This window comes from Microcoleus pseudofavosus SVA1_A4 (assembly GCF_036700565.1).
In the GTDB taxonomy this organism is placed as follows: domain Bacteria; phylum Cyanobacteriota; class Cyanobacteriia; order Cyanobacteriales; family Microcoleaceae; genus Microcoleus.
Map to the genome: position 1 here is coordinate 13,230 of NZ_JAUBPE010000085.1, position 17,149 is coordinate 30,378.

Sequence of the window (17,149 nt, forward strand, 5' to 3'; positions counted from 1 at the left end):
AGGTAAAATCTTATTACAAGTTACTTGACACCAGTAATTAAATCTATTATATAAGGACTATAATTGGGAAAACGTAATGCTGTCATTCGCTCTTGGTTGCGAAGGATCTCAAACCCTTGCTACACATCCATTGAGTGCGTCAGTCCTGTCTATAAGGAAATCAAAAAATTCCATGCAGAAACTAACTCGAATTTTATTCACTACAGCTTTAACCCTAAGTATTTTGTGTGCTCCCACAGCAGCTTTCGCCAAAGCCAAAATTCAGATAGCCATCCTTCTAGATTCTAGTAATAGCATGGATGGATTGATTGACCAGACTCGTACTCAACTTTGGCAAATTGTTAATTTTTTAACTAAAGTAACCAAAAATGGCGAAGTACCCGATTTAGAGGTTGCCCTTTACCATTATGGTAATGACAGCTTACCTTCCTCAGAAGGTTTTGTCAGATTATTAACGGGATTTACTCCTGAATTAGATTTAGTTTCCGAAAAGCTATTTAGTATCAAAACCAACGGCGGTCAAGAATATGCTGGCTGGGTAATTCGTTCGGCAATGCAAGAATTAAACTGGAGTAAAAATCAGGAAGATTTTCGCGTGATTTTTATTGCGGGTAATGAACCATTCGATCAAGGCCCAATAGTTTGGAATCAATCTGTCAATCTCGCTGTCAAAGGAGATACACTCGTTAATACAATCTACTGTGGTTCAGCCGAAAGTCAGGAGCGACAACTTTGGGCATCAGGAGCAGATTTAGCAAAAGGCAGTAGCTTCAACATTAATCAAAACCAACAAATTGTGGTAATTAAGTCCCCTTACGACGACGAAATTTCTACTTGGAATACTAAACTCAATCAAACCTACATTCCCTACGGTAGAGAAGGAAGAATAGGACAACGACGTCAAGCAGTTGAAGATAGTAATGCTGGCAGCAATACGGTTTTGCGTAGTGCGTCCAAAGCTTCTGAATACTATGATAATGCTTCTTGGGACTTGCTGGATGCTCTAGAAAACGGAACAGTTAAACTAGAGGCAATATCAGATGATAATTTACCAGAAATCATGCGAGGGATGACGCTAACACAAAAAAGAGCATATGTAGCTGGAAAGAAAACCGAAAGAGAAGCGATTAAAAAGACGATCCGCGACTTATCTCAAAAGCGTACAGCATATATTGAACAACAGCGCCAATCTAGTACCAATAGCGGTGAAAATACTCTCGATCGCGTAATGATTCAAAGTCTCCGCCAGCAATTAGCCGCTAAAGGATTCAAGCTTCAGTAGTTCTTCGAGTCCCCTAGCATCTTAAAAATTCCATCTGCGTTAATTTGCTCCCCTCTGAGACTAAAGATTTTCCCTTACCCAATTTCTAAAGGCTTGAATGGCTTGGCTGCTGCCAGAAGCTCGACTCTGCTGGACGTACCGATTCACCAACTCAATAATTGGGATACCTGGAAAAGCGGAACTAAAATCAGATTCTACATATTGTCCGTCTTGCAAAACATTAATCTGTAGCTCTTGTCGTGTGTATCGCCAGAGTTCTGGCACTCCTAGAATCTGATAATTATCCAACTGAGTGCGAGAGGTGAGGTCAATTTCTATGGCTAAGTCCGGTGGCGGATCGACACTCATATCCAGGCGATTTTTACCGATAACCGCTGCTTGATTTTGAATGTAAAAACAGCTATCCGGTTCAATGGCTTGAGTCATGCGTTCGTTCTTCAAAGTTGTCGAACCCAATGACTCATAATTAATGCCTCGTTCGCTCAACAAAATTTTTACCATGTCGCCAATAATTTCCTTGGCTTTTTCATGTTCGGGTAGGGGAACCATAATTTCTAACCGTCCGTTACTGTAGGAAAGCCTGGAAGTCCGACGCTCTCCCAATTCAGCTAAGATACCTTCCAATTGCTGCCAGCTAACCCCCTCCAGGAGTAATTGCTGACCCGGTTGAATCCTCAATTGTCTTAACTCTAATAGCATAATTGTCAATCTATTTTCTCTACGAAATATCGACTCCGCAAAACACTAGATAACGATATTTTTTGGTAAAACTGCCTGTTGTAGGGTGCGTCGCTGCGAGATTTTCGAGCTTCCCAAGTAGATTGTTGATAGCGACGCACCCGAAGGTATCTACTACTTCGCCGCAGGTAAAGACAACTGAGGCGAAGTTTTAGAATAGCTTCCATTCTCGGAAATTATAGCCGGTTCCTGGGAAAGCAAAAACTCGCGAATAACCCTAGCAACTGCTCTTTGAGCTAAACCGCCGACTACTTTCTGCCCCATATTCTGCACTTCCGGTTTCACCAACAACTGCGGAAGTAGCTGCAATACTTTCGTCCCGTCAAAACCGGGAGTTGATTGCAAAATATCCCAAATTCGCTTGATGTGTTCTAGATTGTTTTTTTCTGTTTGTGAAACTACAGGTTGATTTGCCTTGACTCCAAACCATTCGCCGACTACAGCTTTGGCGTTAGCAAAGGCGTTGCTGGAAAGTGTGTCGAGACTTTTGACTAATTCCAGGACAATACGATCGCGAATAAAATCTCCTCTTGCGGAAAATAAATACTCTAATGCTTGGTTCAGGATTTGGCTGACATCGTAATCGTCGCTCTCGCGGGCATTGTTGAGCAAGTTTTCTAAGCGGTTCCAGCGGAATTCGCCTTGTTTGAACAGCAAGTCTTGCAGGGATGCTCTCAGTTCCGGTGCGGGGTCGCTCAACAGCCGTTTTGCTACGTAAGGATAAGCTTTGCTGAGCACTTTGAATTCTGGATCGACATTAATGGCAATCCCTTCTAAGGTGACGAGCGATCGAATAATCAAAGCATAGTAAGCTGGAACTCGGAAAGGATATTCGTACATTACCGCCGAAAGTTCGTCAGTAATGCTTTTGAAATTGAGTTCGGCAACGCTAGCACCCAAAGCATTGTTAAATACGCTAGCTAAGGCCGGAATAATTGGCGTCAAATCGGTATCGGGCGTTAAAAACTCTAACTTGACATAATCTTTTGCTAAACCTTCAAAGTCGCGGTTCACCAAATGCACTACAGCTTCCAACAAGCCGTATCGCTGATAAGGTTTAACTTCGCTCATCATCCCGAAATCGAGATAAGCCAACTGACCGTCAGGAGTTGCCAAAAGATTGCCTGGATGCGGGTCTGCGTGAAAGAAACCGTGTTCTAGCAGTTGTCTGAGAGAACACTGCACCCCCACTTCAATTAAGTAAGGAGCGTCAATTCCTTGAGCCTTGACTGCTTCTAAATTAGTCAGTTTGACGCCGGTGATCCACTCCATTGTTAAGACCCGGCGGCGGGTATATTCCCAGTAGATGCTAGGAACATAAATATCTTTGATGTGGCCGTATAGTTCGGCAAACCGTTCGGCATTTTGTCCTTCGTGGGTGTAGTCCATTTCTTCGTAAATGCGCTCGCCCAATTCGTCCATAATGCCTGCGAGGTCGCTGCGAATTATTTTGAAGTTGTTTTGCGCCCAAACTGCTACTCGTCGCAGGATGTAGATATCTAAGCCGATGTTTTCGGCTAAACCCGGTCGCTGGACTTTGATTGCGACGGTTTCCCCGGTTTTGAGTTTGCCTTTGTAGACTTGTCCGAGAGATGCTGCTGCGATCGGATCTGGGGTGATTTCTGCATAGATTTCTTTGGGGTGAGCGCCCAATTCTTCCTGTATAAATTGATATGCTACTTCGTTAGGAAATGCTGGCAATTGGTCTTGCAGCGTTGTTAGTTCTTCTAAATATGCTGGCGGTACTAAGTCGGGCCGCGTTGAGAGTGCTTGTCCGATTTTGATGAAAGCTGGGCCGAGTTGGCTCAGAATTTCCCGCAGTCGGGCGGCGCGGCGCTTTTCGTTGGCTGCGGTGCGGCCTCTCTTGCCATCCCACCACAAACTGAGGGCAAAGCTAAAAAATGTCCAAACGACGCTCGAAAGCCGTCCCCAGACTTGCAGGGGGCGATTTCGGTACTGGGCTGCGATCGCCACTGGATCGTAGCGCACAGCATCTCCCGCTAACTCGAAAGCTATGTCCCTGGCTGATTTGAGCCGATCGTCCGTTACGGCCTCCGTCTCTAATGATACTGGTACTGCTTGCAGGGGAATTGTGTTTGCATCTTTGAGATTGCTTAGTACAGCTTGAGTCCCTGAATTTGTATAAGTTTGCGGGGAGGCTGGCGATACTGTCTTGACATTCATAAATCAGACCTAGTGTGAAGCTTTGTAAATATATTGTAACAATTTAAGGAAGAAGACCCTTCTTCCTTCTTATATACTTACTCGCCGCTGGATCTTTTGAGTCGATCGCGAATCCCTGACAGTTGCAATTGGTTGCTGACGGGCGATCGAGGTTGGGGCATTTCGGTATCGGGCCAGTTGGTCAAGTCGTTACAGGGACATAACTCTGGGGGCATTCCAGAATCGCGGAACGGTACGGGCATGGCGCAGCGGGCGCAGGGACTGATATCCCAAGCTGGTGTCAGCAATTGGGCGATCGTTTGCTCAGTGCCTTGCAAATAGCAGTCTCCGCTGTCGGGGGAGATGATTTTTTGCCAGCAGTCTTCAAATTCCCTGCTGTAGCGATCGCCCGCAATTACCGATTTGGGCAGCAGCGCTTCGGAACCGTTACAAATTAATACTTTTTTGCCTAACTGAAACCAGTAAGCAACATATTTTTTCACTTCACTCTCGGATGCCATAATTTTTAGTCAACCCTTCAACTAATTGATTATTTTAGACTTTCCCGTGGAAATTTTCATTCTATCTCAAGAGACATTTTATATTTTACATTATTTCAAAATTTGGCTATTTCCCGTGTCAAATTGTTCTGCTGGTTGCCCGATGGAGTATTTTTGGGGGGGGGAATTTATATGCTGTTTAGTTTTCAATCTTAGTTTGGATTATACCAGATTTTCTGCTAAGATTGTCCGCCGGGAAACCGGGATTTTTTCTCTCTTGTCGATCGCGACTTCGGCTGTTAATTTTTGAAGGGCGGGAGTCGCGTACCCAGATCGCTCAGATTCAAGGCGTAACCTCCGGTGGCGAGATAAACATTATCGGCGATCGCCCCGATTTGGCGGACAAGAGTGCCTAGGCGATCGCGAAACATTCGTCCGGCTGGATAAGCAGGCACTACTCCCCATCCGGTTTCCTCTCCTACCAAAATTACATCGGCTGCGGTTGACTTTAAACTAGCAATCAAATCTTGCTGCGTTTGCTCCCAAACAGGCGCTTCTTGTTCTAAAAGATTTGCAGTCCAAGTTCCCAGGGAATCAATCAACAAGCATTCTGACAATTGAGCCGATCGCGCAACTGCTGATAAGTCGATCGGCACTTCGAGAGTTTCCCAATCTGCCAGACGGCGATTTCGGTGCTGTTCGAGGCGGCGCAGCCACTCCAAATCCGCTTCATCAACCAGACCCGTAGCCACATAAATTACTTGTTTTCCCGAACCCGCAGCCAGAGTTTCAGCCCATTCACTTTTGCCACTTCGGGCCGGCCCTGTTACTAAGATTATTTTAGTCATTTGTGATTTGTGATTTGTTGTTGGTTATTTGTGATTTGTTATTTGTTATTTGTTTGATTGGCAATGATTTTTAAGCGATAATAGCATTGATGAGACAATATCAGAGTCAGTCGATCGAGAATCCCTGTATTTCCCAAGCTGTTATTTATGTCACGCCCTCAGATATCAGCGATTATTTGCACCCACAATCGCGCCGCCTATTTAGGTGGGGCGATCGACAGCTTGCTGGTACAGGATTTTCCCGACAACTTTGAAGTAGTAGTAGTGGATAACGCTTCTAGCGATTATGCGAGCCCGGAAAGTTCCACTTCGCGCACCCGCGAGGTGGTAGAAGCAAGATTGGGCGATCGGCGCCTCAAGTACGTCTGGGAACCCGAAATCGGTCTGTCAGTAGCCCGGAACACCGGCGCTAAGCAAGCTCGCAGCGAAATATTAGCTTATCTCGACGACGACGCTGTTGCTGAGCCGAATTGGCTCAGGGTGCTGCACAGCGCTTATCAAAGCAATCAAAAACTGGCAGTAGCCGGCGGCAAAGTCAACTTGCTCTGGCCTTGTGGAGTCTCCCCACCCAACTGGCTGTCCCCGGGATTGGCCCAGAACTTGGGAGTATATGATTTAGGCGATACTTGCCTGTACGTGACTGCTGCGGGTTTGACTCCCAGGGGTGTAAACTACTCGATCCGGCGCGCTTTTCTCGAACAAATTGGCGGCTTCGATGTCAAACTCGGTAGAGTCGGCAAAAAGTTGCTGTCAAATGAAGAATTGCGGGCCACAGAACTAGCTTTAGAGTTAGGCTGGCAAGTAGTTTATCTACCGGAGGCCGTGGTGCTTCACAATGTCGCTGCAGAACGGCTCAACAAAGCTTGGTTTCTAGAGCGCGGGTGGTGGCAAGGCATCAGCGAGTGTTATCGGGAACAATTGTCCGATCGAGCCGGTATTGCTCAGCTTGGGCGAGGGGGTGAAAGAATATTGAGGGGTGTCTGGAAGTCTTTTAAATACATTAGAGATCCAGGGCTGCGCTTTGAAAATTTCGTTTTTGCCTGGGGTCAAATCGGTTATTTGAGTGCAGCCGTCTGCGGCCTGATTTTTGCACCGAAATCGACCAGCAGGCATTAGGCTAGAGGCAATATCCCTCGCTGCTCAACTTGTCAGCGCGGCTGTGCCGATCGCACTTCATCCACAACTATTCGACCGCATTCAGGTTCAAGCACTCGATTATGACCTCTAGTTCATCCAAGATTCCAGTTTCGGTTCTCATTCCGGCAAAAGACGAAGAACTCAATCTACCTGCGTGTCTGGCGAGCATTGCCAGGGCGGATGAAGTTTTCATGGTTGATTCCCAAAGTAGCGATCGCACGGTAGAAATTGCCATCAGCAGCGGCGCAAAAGTAGTGCAATTCTACTTCAACAACCGCTGGCCGAAAAAGAAAAATTGGTCTTTAGACAACCTGCCCTTTCGCAACGAATGGGTATTAATTGTCGATTGCGACGAACGCATTACCCCGGAACTTTGGGACGAAATCGCGCAGGCGATCGAAGACCCCAATTTTGATGGCTACTACCTCAACCGCAAAGTCTTCTTTTTAGGTCAGTGGCTGCGTTACGGAGGCAGATATCCCGATTGGAATTTGCGTTTGTTCAAGCATCAAAAAGGCCGCTACGAAAATCTCGGCACTGAATCCGTTCCCAATACAGGCGACAACGAAGTTCACGAACACGTCATTTTAGCCGGTCAAGTCGGCTACTTAAAAAATGACATGATCCACGAGGATTACCGCGATTTATTTCACTGGATAGAACGCCACAACCGCTATTCAAATTGGGAAGCTCGCGTTTATTACAATATTATTGAAGGGCGCGACGACAGCGGCACTATTGGTGCAAACTTATTTGGAGATGCCGTGCAGCGGAAACGATTTCTCAAAAAAGTTTGGGTGCGGCTGCCTTTTAAACCACTGCTCAGATTTATGTTATTTTACTTCATTCAATTAGGTTTTTTGGATGGAAAAGCTGGCTATATTTATGCAAGGCTATTGAGTCAGTACGAGTATCAAATTAATGCAAAACTTTACGAGTTGCGTTGTTGTGGCGGTCAGTTGAATGTGGCAGAATCTCCGCCGCATCTGTCGCCACCAGTAGTTATCAGTCAGGAGACTGAAGTTAAATCGCCGTAATATTTTGCCAGGGAAACATACTTTTTATATAATTAATAATCCCAACTAAAAAAACATATTTACGCGATCGCTGTTTGCACCGCAGCGGTCGTTTATCCGCAGGAAAGGTTTGTAGCGGCGCATTGCAATTGCACGATCGCGGTTGAATCTACAATCAAATTTGAACCCCGATTTGCTATCGAGTCACTGCGAATTCTGGCTGCTGAGTCTCAAATAAGGGGCGAGTTACTTGGCGCAGCAGCACTGTTTCTAAACTGCCTTCTATTACATTTTCTGCTTCTATTTCCAACTCGCCCCACAATAGCCGATCGCCTTGATTTGGCATTTTACCTAAACTGTGGATCACGAATCCGGCGATTGTTTGGTAAGCTTGGTTAGTCGGCAGGTTTAACCCGAGTTTTTCGTTAACTGCTGTCACTTCCCATAGACCAGAAATCAGTGCCGAATGAGCATCTTTTTGAACGAGAGTTGTTTCGGAAGGTGGCAGCAGCGGTTGAGACTTTTGACTGGTAATCCAACCGGTCAGCAGCCGCACATTACCGTTGAGAACTGCTAGCAGCGGCCACAGTAATCTCGAGCAGATTTCGAGGGCAGGCATCAACAGCAAAGCGGTGCGTTCTGGGGCGTGGTTTGCTAATACTTTGGGGATTAGTTCTCCTAATACTATTTCTATGTAAGTTACTAAGATGAAAGCTGCGGGAACTGCGATCGAATGCGCAGTCAGCATCGCTGGAAAATGTCCGATCGGCAATTTGTCGATCCACGGTTCGATCCAGTGTACAGTCGCTCCCTCACCCAACCAACCCAACAGCAAACTCCCTGCTGTTGTGCCTGTTTGAGTCACAGACAGGTAATGCGGTATGTTGTTCTGCGCTTGGTGGACGAGTTCGGCGGTTTTAGCGGTTGGGCGATCGTCCAACTGGGCGAGTTGGCGGATTTGATGGCGATCGGCTGATACTAATGCTAGTTCTGATGCCACAAAAAAGGCGATTAAAAGTGTTAAGCCCAGTAACATTGCTAATCTCAGCATTGTTTGAGCGACTTCTATTTCCAGGCCAGTAAGGTTGTTCAAGATAGATATCTAATCTGATAGATGTTTTAGGTGAATTATTTTATTTTAGCTGGCGATTCAGATAGGTCTACCGCCAGAGATTTCGGATATCCGCACTACCCGTATTCGCAGGGTGCGCCTTGCGCACCTTACCCGTAGAACTTGTGAACTCTTTCTCTTGTCTTATCCTCCTTCGCGATAATAGGGCTAACGCGAGTTTCATCGGTTCGTTAAAAAAATCTAATTCACAACACCGGAACTCATTGCTGTATCAAATCTCCCTTACTCCCCGGAGCGAATTAATTTCCGTAAAAGTCTGCACCGGATCGGACTTCAACCCGCCTTGAATGTAATTCAACTTCACTTCTTCTAACAAATCCGACAGCAGAGACTGCAATTCCCCGAGAGTTTTCTCATCTTGCAATTCCCGCCGCAAACTTTGATTAAATTCTTGGCTGAAATTATCGAGAATTTTTCGACCTTTATCGTCTTCATAAGTAGTAGATACCACATCCACAGCAGTTTGAGCCAAATAATTCGCTAGCTGTTCCGTCATCTCGGTTGGCAAAATGTTAATCGGAGAGAAAGTTTGCAGGATTTGATAGAAATCCGACTGTTTGATTGTTGTTTCCAAATTGTGGTGCAGCAATTCTTCCAAATCCGGTTGCACCTGCGGCAAAACTTTGTAAATTGTCAGATCCAAAATCCGCTTGGTAATTTGTTCGATCGTATTTTCCTGATTGACGTGAAGGTACGGCTGCTGCGCCAGCAACATCTGCGCCGCGTCGCCCTGTTCGATCGAACTTTTAGCTTGATTGATAAACCGCACCATCATGTATTCCGACATCGTATTTGCTAAATAAGCCACCGGTTCGTAGGTAATTTGAGCAACTACGCGATCGAGATTCACCAAACCCGACTTGTGCACCCGCACCAATACTGGCAGAATCCGCCACCCCTGCCAAATCGGTATCAGCAGAAACACCTCGTACCAGCGCCTCAGCACAAAATCCAACCAAGTTACCCCCGGTTTGCGGCGGTTGTGGAACAGACTTTTAATCAAAAACTCCGCCCAAAAAAAGCCGATAAAAAATGCATCAATTCGCCAAAAACCGTCAGTGCTTTTCAAATATTCGGGATTTGGAAAACTCGAATCAATGCCTTTAATCGGGTCATACATTTTAACTAAACCCGGAAAATAGCTCTGATAAACAGGGCGCAACTGAAGGTAACTGAAATGGAAAAGCACCAGCAAGAAATTGACCGCCGCTACTAATGCGCTCAGTTTGGCCCAAGAAATTGCTTTTTTGGGCTGTACATCGGTGCTGTTAACAGTTGTGTTGGAATCTGACATAAAAGTAATTTTCCGAATTTGCTAATCGATAAATCTATCTTGTGGCCGACGCTCAAAAACTCCTAACCTATTAAGATCCCTTGGTGAACGATAAGTATAAGGAAACCAAAGGCCGTGAACTTAAAAACAGTCATATCGCTGCTCAAACAAACTTTTACTGAATGGCAAGAAGATAAAGCGCCAACCCTAGCCGCCGCCCTAGCCTATTACACAGTATTCTCCCTCGCCCCGCTCCTAATTATCGTAATTGCGATCGCCGGTTTAGTCTTTGGTGCAGACGCAGCCCAAGGTCAAATCGTCACCCAACTCCAAAGTTTGATCGGCAAAGAGGGCGCCCAAACCGTCCAAGAACTAATCCTCAAAGCCTCCGAGCCCAAGTCGGGAATGATTGCTACCCTAGTCGGCATCGCTACACTTTTGTGGGGCGCTTCCAACGTATTTACTAATCTCAAAGAAGCCCTCAATACTATTTGGAATGTTTCACCTCCTCCCGGACGCGGAATCTGGGGATTTTTGCAAGACCGCGTATTGTCTTTTGCGATGATTTTAGGCATAGGCTTTCTACTGCTAGTATCTTTAGTAATTAGCGCAGTTTTAGCAGCGGTTAGCTATTGGTTGAACGGTTTGCTGCAATTACCAATCAACATTTGGCAGATTGTGGACTTTGCTATCTCCTTTGGCGTAGTTACGCTGCTTTTTGCCTTAATTTACAAACTTTTGCCCGATGTCAATCTTGCCTGGAATGATGTTTGGATCGGCGCCGCCATCACCTCAGTGCTGTTTACGATCGGCAAATCCCTAATTGGAGTTTACCTCGGAGGTAGCGGTATCGCCTCTACCTACGGTGCTGCGGGATCGTTCGTGATTATCCTGCTTTGGATTAATTATTCCGCTCAAATTCTCTTCTTAGGTGCCGAGTTTACCCAAGTTTGGGCTAACCGATACGGATCTCTAATGCAAGGTTCGCGAAAGAATATCCTCAACAGCGAAAACGGGGAATCAGTAGCGCGCAAACATAGGAACAAGTCTTAACATTAGACAAACGGGAAATTTGAGGTTAAACTCGCACTCCGGGTTTGACAGAAGAAGGCAGAAGGCAGAGGGAAAAAGGCGGAAGGAAGCAAAGAAAAATTTTGAATGCAATAATTGCTTTTTTTTCTCTCGCCTATAACATTCAGTCTTTGGGATGACCTGCTTCTGCTTTCTCCAAAGCCCTACCTATCGATCCAGAGGAGTAAAAGTTCTACCTTCGACTGACCTGGCATCTCGAACAGCAAGCTGAAAGCAGGTTTGAGTTTGACACCTACTTGAATCCGGGAAATTCCCTTCACCCTCGTTCATTTCCATTTAGATTATCTAGAGTTGTATCTGCTGGACGTATCTGTCAGCAGAAGGAAGTCGTCTATCAATTTTTCCCTGCAACTTATCTCTGAAGGATGATTTATCGATCGCACATTTTGACTTTCAATACAAATTAGCTAGAAGATTCCAGACCCGGCGCAGCAGCCCAAATTGCACTTCCAATCTTCTCCTGAATTTTTTTTAAATTTTGGTAAACAATCATGATTTAATTAACTAAAAAACGCATCGCCCTCATCTCCCTACACGGCGATCCCTCTGTGGAAATTGGCAAAAAAGAAGCGGCGGGCAAAATGTTTACGTGCGTCAAGTAGGAGAATCTCTGGCGAAACAGGGGTGGCAAGTTGATATGTTCTCTGTCACCGCACTCAACTGCTCGTACAATCGGCGGTTCAACTTGACCCCGTGAGCGCTTAGTAGTATCACTTAGTATGGTTGAAGCCAGTTTCCCTCGATCCCTGTCCCTCTCATCCGTTCTAACTGGGAACCTTCAACTAGAAGTGATATCAGGAGGTACTCTTGTACGCGCCAGAACATCTGGGAAGCCATCTGCAACCCATTTCCGACATTGAGCTAATTCGCCTCTGGGTCGATCGCAAATCTCCCCGCAGCAAGCGTTTTAGCTGGCAGGCTGCCAACCGTTTTCGACTGTTTGTAGAAAAACCGCTGGCAGAAGTGACTTTGGCAGATGTCGAGACTTTCGCCGCAGCCATGAGGGCGAGCAAAGTTGCACCCCGTTTCTACAAGCAAACCTTGCTAGCGCTAAAATCGCTGTTCGCCTTCGGTCAGCAAACGGGAATCTTGCCCGCAGCCATCGCCCTGCACGGGTGGCCGGTGCGACAGCGCAGCCAATTTTCCAAACGCCTCCGTTTTAAACTTTCGTGGAGTTTGTGCATCTGTTTGTGCTTTTTTTTGGGTCGAATGACCCCGAAACTGTGGGGGCAAAATGTCTCGGCCGAAAGCTCGCCCGCCCCGAAACGCCTGCCGTCCGTTGCAGCTCACGACTCACCAGACAAAGGAGAGGATAACATCGAGCGCGATCGATCGCCCGAAACTGTAACCCTGAATTCACCAGAGCCCATACAGGATAAAAGACTCGATAGCATCGGTCCCGAACGTCGAGTGAAAGCCTTTCTCGACACGATTGCCACCGCCGAAGGAACCGCTAGCCCCGACGGCTACCGCACCCAGTACACCGGCACGAAATTTGTCAGCTTTCAAGATCATCCCAGGGAAATGAGGTGCGGCCGCCGCTACGGCAAAAAACTCTGTTCCGACGCAGCGGGGCGGTATCAGTTTCTGAGCACAACTTGGGACAGATTTGCCAAAAAATTTGGCGTCCGCGATTTCAGCCCAGAAAATCAAGATTTGATGGCTATAGAGTTAATCCGAGAAAAAGGTGCATTAGAAGATATAGAAGCGGGTCGATTGGAGTCAGCAGTGAAAAAACTCGCTTACATCTGGCCTTCTTTTCGCCGTTATGGCGGTTCTGTAGAATCCTCTATGCCCACACTCGAAGCCATGTACCTGCAAAATTTGGGGATTTACCGGCAAGGATTGGTTGTTAGCAATTAGTCAACAGTTTAAGGACGAGTGGAGATTCGAGTTTGGGAATTTTGGATTAAATTTTGACATCCAAAATTGAAAATGGGGCAGTTATGGGTGATGTCTATTCTTCAGAAATTTAAAAATTAGGCTAATTTTCCATCTTCCATGTGAACGATGCGATCGGCAATATCCAAAATTCGGTTATCGTGGGTTACTAACAAAATAGTACAGCCCTGTTCTTTGGCTAGTTGCTGCATCAAATTCACCACTTCGCGACCGGATTTGCTGTCCAGCGCGGCTGTCGGTTCGTCAGCTAAAACAATTTGCGGTTGACTGACCAAAGCGCGGGCGATCGCAACTCTTTGTTTCTGTCCTCCCGACAAGTCATCTGGATAATAGTTAATCCGCTGTCCCAGCCCTACTAATTCTAGCATTTCTGTCGAGCGATCGCGCATTTCGGAACGCGAGAATTTTCCGTGAACTTCCAATCCCATTTGCACGTTTTGCACGGCTGTCAAACTGCGGTGCAAGTTGTGGGCTTGGAATATATATCCGATTTGGCGGCGCGCTTTGACTAATTGTTCTGAACTGGCATTGCACATTTCTTGACCCATAAGTTTCAGGCTTCCCGATTGACCCGATCGCAGTCCGCCCATCAATGTTAAAAGTGTGGTTTTTCCCGAGCCGGAAGGCCCGGTCATGATTACGATTTCACCGATATTTATTTCGAGGTTGATGTCAAATAATACTTGTTTTTTCACATCGCCTTGACCGAAGTAGTGGTCTAGGTTCTGGATGGATATTACGGGTTCGGAAATCTCTACGCTGTTGGTTTGCGGGTTGAGGGTAGTGGATTGCATAAGTTAAAAGTTAGGTTTGTAGTTATCATTTGAGTGCGAGCGAGACGCTCGCACTCCCGCATAAATATAAGCCATCGCTCGGACTCGATCTGAATTCCTTATACCAATTTTAAAAAAGAATGTAACCGTATGGAGATCCCCCCTAGCCCCCCTTAAAAAGGGGGGAACAAGAGTTAATCAAAGTCCCCCTTTTTAAGGGGGATGTAGGGGGATCTCCATACTGTTGCATAACTTTGGAGAAATGGTATTACTAACAATTTGATTAAAAAATATCGGCTGGGTCTGCTGCTTGCAGTTTGCGTGTGGCAATTGTGCCGGAAATAATGCACATAATCAGGGTCAAAATTAACACAGTAGTTGCTCGCATTAGTGTCATGTACAGCGGCAGATTTGTGGCTTGGCGGGTTAAGGCGTAAAGTCCTACAGAGACTCCGACTCCTGGCAGAAAACCGCAAATTGATAAAATTAGTGCTTCTTCAAAAACGATGCCGAGCAAGTAAAGATTGCTGTAGCCCATTGCTTTAAAAGTAGCGTATTCTGCCATGTGGTCGCTGACATCGGTTGAGAGGACTTGGTAAACGATAATTACTCCTACTACGAAACCCATCGCTACGCCTAAGCTAAATACGAAGCCGATCGCGGTACTTGTAGCCCAGTAGTTTGTCTCGAATTCGATAAATTCTTCTTTAGTCAATACCTTGACATCCTGCGGCAAGTATGCTTTCAAAACTTGTTGAACTTGCACGGGGTCTGCACCGGCTTGCAGTTGAATTAATCCGGCATTAACGCTCGCGGCATCTTGTCTGGGAAACAAGCGCAGGTAATTTTGATCGCTGGTTATTAAAGCTCCATCGGCGGCAAAAGATGCTCCAATTGTGAATAAACCGCTGATGGTAACTGTGCGCCGATCGATCTCAGTTTTAACGGCTTTTCCCCCCTCGATTTGGGCGATCGACCCTTGATAATCTCCTTTAGAAGCTCGATCGAACAGCACCGTATCCGGCAATTTAATCGCGCTCAAATTTTGGTTGACTTCTGGCAGCGCAAAAGCTGGGCGATCGGGATTGAATCCCACCACCATAATTGATGTTTCGCGCCGAGTTTCGGGGTTTTTCCAGTTGCCAATTTTGATATAAAGCGGCTCGGCTGATTTCACGCCCGGTACGTTCATTGCCTGATACAACCGGCGCCTGGGGAAAGAAGACAAATTAATTAAATTTCTGGCTTGCGGGTGAATCAAAATTATGTCGGCTTGCAAAGTTTGGTGCAGGAGCGTATTGCTGCTGTAAAGCGCATTTTGAAAGCCCAACTGCATGAACATCAAAACGTCAGCAAAAGCAATTCCCGCTGCTGCTACGAGCATTCGGCCTCTGTCGTGACTCAGTTGCAGCCATCCGAGGGGAGTTCTGTCTCTTAACTGTTGTAAAGGTTTGATTAGTCCGATCATAGGATTTTAGATTTTAGATTTTGGATTTTGGATTTGGAATTTTGGATTTTGGATTGAAGAAAGCAAACTGAGGATTTAACAGTTCTCTCTTCTCCTCCTCTGTGTCCTCTGCGCTCTCTGCGGTTTAAAACTTCTTAATTCTTAATTCCCCCCGATCGCCACTTTGACTTGCAAATTAGTCAATCCCGCTACTTTCTGACTGGAAGCTGCATCCAAACGCACTTTTACTTCCACAATTCGAGCGTCAATATTCGCAGAAGGTTCGGTATTCACAATGTTTTGCCGCTGCACTTGCAAGCCGATGTTTTCTACTTTTCCCTGCAATTCCCCTTTTAAAGAATCGCTAGTAATTTTGGCTGGCTGTCCGATGCGTACTTTGCTCACATCGCTTTCGTAGATTTCCGCAACAGCCAGCATCTCGCGAGTTTGTCCGAGTTCGACAATGCCGTCATCCCCCACTTTTTCCCCTGGATATGCGTGAATTTTCAAGACTTGGGCGTCTCTGGGAGAGCGGATGTAAGCTAGATCGAGATTGGCTTTGGCGCCTTTGGCGGCGGAAGCGGCGGAATTGACTTCGGCGGTGGCTGCTTGCACGTCAACGGGGCGCACTTCGGCAATGCGATCGAGATTTGCTTTGGCTTCGTCGATTTGCTGCTGTCGGGATTCCAGAGTTTGGCTGAGTTTGGCTTGGGCTTCGTTAATCTCCTGCTGGCCGGATTGCTGAATTTGATTCAGTTTGGCTTGGGCTTCGTTAATTTGCTGCTGGCGGGATAGCTGAATTTGATTCAGTTTTGCCTTTCCTTCGTTGAGTTGGTGTTGGGCTGTTTCGGCGGCGAGGCCTTTGCTGTCGCTAGTTGAAGCGGAGATCGCTCCTTCTTGATACAGTTGCGAGTAGCGCCGATCCTCGCTTCTGGCGTTGCGGAGTTCGGCTTCTAGGCGGGCGATTGTGGCTTGTTGGGTTTGAATTTCCCCTTGCTGTTCGGCCCTCAAACGGGCAATGGTGGCTTGTTGCGCTGCTATTTCGGTGCTGCGATCGACTTCTAAGCGGGCGACTACCGCCTGTTGCGCTGGAATTTCGTTGCTGCGATCGGCTTCTAAACGGGCAATTGCCGCTTTCTGGGCTTGGATTTCTCCGTTTTTAGCTCCGGCTTTGACTTTGGCTAGATTTGCCTGGGCGACGCGCACTTGTTCTTGAGCTTGGTCGAGGGCGGCCGAGAGTCGATCGCGGCTGTCGAGAATTGCGATCGCCTGACCTGTTTTCACGCTATCTCCTTCTTTCACCAAAAGTCGATCGATCCTGTTTCCTTCTGCCGCTCCCGAGGCGGAGACTTTGATTACTTCTCCCTTGGGTTCGAGTCGCCCCAAGGCTGTCACTGCGGTTAAGTAGTTAAGCAAAATTAATTACATAATTATCTCCAAATTCTTTAAGAATTCTTTCTACAGATGAAACAAGAGATTGCCAGCTAGAGTAGGCATCTATTTCGAGCCATTGATATTTTATAAACCGCCACAAAATCTCAATTAAATTCAATTTAGGTGAATAAGTCGGCAATTCAAATATAGTTAAACCGCGTTCTTTCCATTCTTCAATTTTCTCAAATATGGCATTGCTAGTATGAATAGAAGCTTGATCTACTACAATAAATGTTGGTCGCTCCACCACAGCAAAGAAAGTATCTATGCAGGCTATAATTACATCAGAATTAATAGTCTGCTCTGAAACATAAGCATGAAGAGTGTTTTGCCGATTCATGATTCCCAAGACATTTAAACGCTTAGTTCTACGACTATCAATTGACAAATATTCACCAATATCTTGCCATCC

Annotated in this window: 15 protein-coding genes and 1 pseudogene; 6 read left to right on the plus strand and 10 right to left on the minus strand. The window is 46.3% G+C overall.

Going from position 1 to position 17,149, the window contains the following annotated elements; translation table 11 throughout:
- The first annotated feature begins 172 nt into the window (after positions 1-172).
- Complete coding sequence (locus QUA02_RS27810) at positions 173-1,282, plus strand: vWA domain-containing protein (RefSeq protein WP_333032641.1); 1,110 nt, start codon at positions 173-175, stop codon at positions 1,280-1,282.
- 60 nt (positions 1,283-1,342) lie between these two features.
- Here the strand turns inward: QUA02_RS27810 and QUA02_RS27815 are convergent, their stop codons facing one another.
- The 4 genes from QUA02_RS27815 to cobU all read right to left on the minus strand — a co-directional run bounded on the left by QUA02_RS27815 (position 1,343) and on the right by cobU (position 5,531).
- Complete coding sequence (locus QUA02_RS27815; protein ID WP_333032643.1) at positions 1,343-1,981, minus strand: Uma2 family endonuclease; 639 nt, start codon at positions 1,979-1,981, stop codon at positions 1,343-1,345.
- Positions 1,982-2,134: 153 nt separating this feature from the next.
- Positions 2,135-4,204 carry an ABC1 kinase family protein gene (locus tag QUA02_RS27820; RefSeq protein WP_333032645.1) on the minus strand — a complete coding sequence of 690 codons (2,070 nt, stop codon included), beginning with the start codon at positions 4,202-4,204 and terminating at the stop codon, positions 2,135-2,137.
- A 77-nt stretch (positions 4,205-4,281) separates the two neighbouring features.
- Positions 4,282-4,704: a hypothetical protein gene (locus QUA02_RS27825; protein WP_333032646.1), complete on the minus strand. Its 423-nt coding sequence runs from the start codon at positions 4,702-4,704 to the stop codon at positions 4,282-4,284.
- A 278-nt stretch (positions 4,705-4,982) separates the two neighbouring features.
- Complete coding sequence (cobU, locus tag QUA02_RS27830; RefSeq protein WP_333032649.1) at positions 4,983-5,531, minus strand: bifunctional adenosylcobinamide kinase/adenosylcobinamide-phosphate guanylyltransferase; 549 nt, start codon at positions 5,529-5,531, stop codon at positions 4,983-4,985.
- Positions 5,532-5,678: 147 nt separating this feature from the next.
- Here cobU and QUA02_RS27835 point away from each other — a divergent pair, with 147 nt between their 5' ends.
- Positions 5,679-6,647, plus strand: coding sequence for a glycosyltransferase family 2 protein (locus QUA02_RS27835; protein WP_333032652.1), 969 nt, complete (start codon positions 5,679-5,681; stop codon positions 6,645-6,647).
- 101 nt (positions 6,648-6,748) lie between these two features.
- Positions 6,749-7,705 (plus strand): glycosyltransferase family 2 protein, encoded by a 957-nt coding sequence (locus QUA02_RS27840; protein ID WP_333032655.1) that lies wholly within the window; start codon positions 6,749-6,751, stop codon positions 7,703-7,705.
- 175 nt (positions 7,706-7,880) lie between these two features.
- Here the strand turns inward: QUA02_RS27840 and QUA02_RS27845 are convergent, their stop codons facing one another.
- Entirely contained in the window at positions 7,881-8,777 is an 897-nt protein-coding gene (locus QUA02_RS27845; RefSeq protein ID WP_333032657.1) for an HlyC/CorC family transporter associated domain-containing protein, read from the minus strand.
- Between the two features lie 250 nt (positions 8,778-9,027).
- A complete protein-coding gene (locus QUA02_RS27850) occupies positions 9,028-10,110 on the minus strand; it encodes a hypothetical protein (RefSeq protein WP_333032658.1) in 1,083 nt (360 codons plus the stop codon).
- 114 nt (positions 10,111-10,224) lie between these two features.
- Here QUA02_RS27850 and QUA02_RS27855 point away from each other — a divergent pair, with 114 nt between their 5' ends.
- The 3 genes and pseudogenes from QUA02_RS27855 (at position 10,225) to QUA02_RS27865 (ending at position 13,044) form a co-directional block, all read left to right on the plus strand.
- Complete coding sequence (locus QUA02_RS27855; RefSeq protein ID WP_333032659.1) at positions 10,225-11,142, plus strand: YihY/virulence factor BrkB family protein; 918 nt, start codon at positions 10,225-10,227, stop codon at positions 11,140-11,142.
- A 554-nt stretch (positions 11,143-11,696) separates the two neighbouring features.
- Positions 11,697-11,827, plus strand: a pseudogene (locus QUA02_RS27860) (glycosyltransferase family 1 protein); the annotation flags it as partial.
- A 161-nt stretch (positions 11,828-11,988) separates the two neighbouring features.
- Positions 11,989-13,044 (plus strand): glycoside hydrolase family 24 protein, encoded by a 1,056-nt coding sequence (locus QUA02_RS27865; RefSeq protein WP_333032661.1) that lies wholly within the window; start codon positions 11,989-11,991, stop codon positions 13,042-13,044.
- 116 nt (positions 13,045-13,160) lie between these two features.
- Here the strand turns inward: QUA02_RS27865 and QUA02_RS27870 are convergent, their stop codons facing one another.
- The 4 genes from QUA02_RS27870 to QUA02_RS27885 form a co-directional block, all read right to left on the minus strand.
- Entirely contained in the window at positions 13,161-13,877 is a 717-nt protein-coding gene (locus QUA02_RS27870) for a DevA family ABC transporter ATP-binding protein (RefSeq protein ID WP_333032663.1), read from the minus strand.
- A 262-nt stretch (positions 13,878-14,139) separates the two neighbouring features.
- A complete protein-coding gene (gene devC, locus QUA02_RS27875) occupies positions 14,140-15,324 on the minus strand; it encodes an ABC transporter permease DevC (protein WP_333032664.1) in 1,185 nt (394 codons plus the stop codon).
- 141 nt (positions 15,325-15,465) lie between these two features.
- Positions 15,466-16,719, minus strand: coding sequence for an HlyD family efflux transporter periplasmic adaptor subunit (locus tag QUA02_RS27880; protein ID WP_333032666.1), 1,254 nt, complete (start codon positions 16,717-16,719; stop codon positions 15,466-15,468).
- Positions 16,712-17,149: transposase (locus tag QUA02_RS27885; protein ID WP_333032668.1), on the minus strand; the 438-nt coding region annotated here is incomplete at its 5' end. The genes QUA02_RS27880 and QUA02_RS27885, both read right to left, overlap by 8 nt.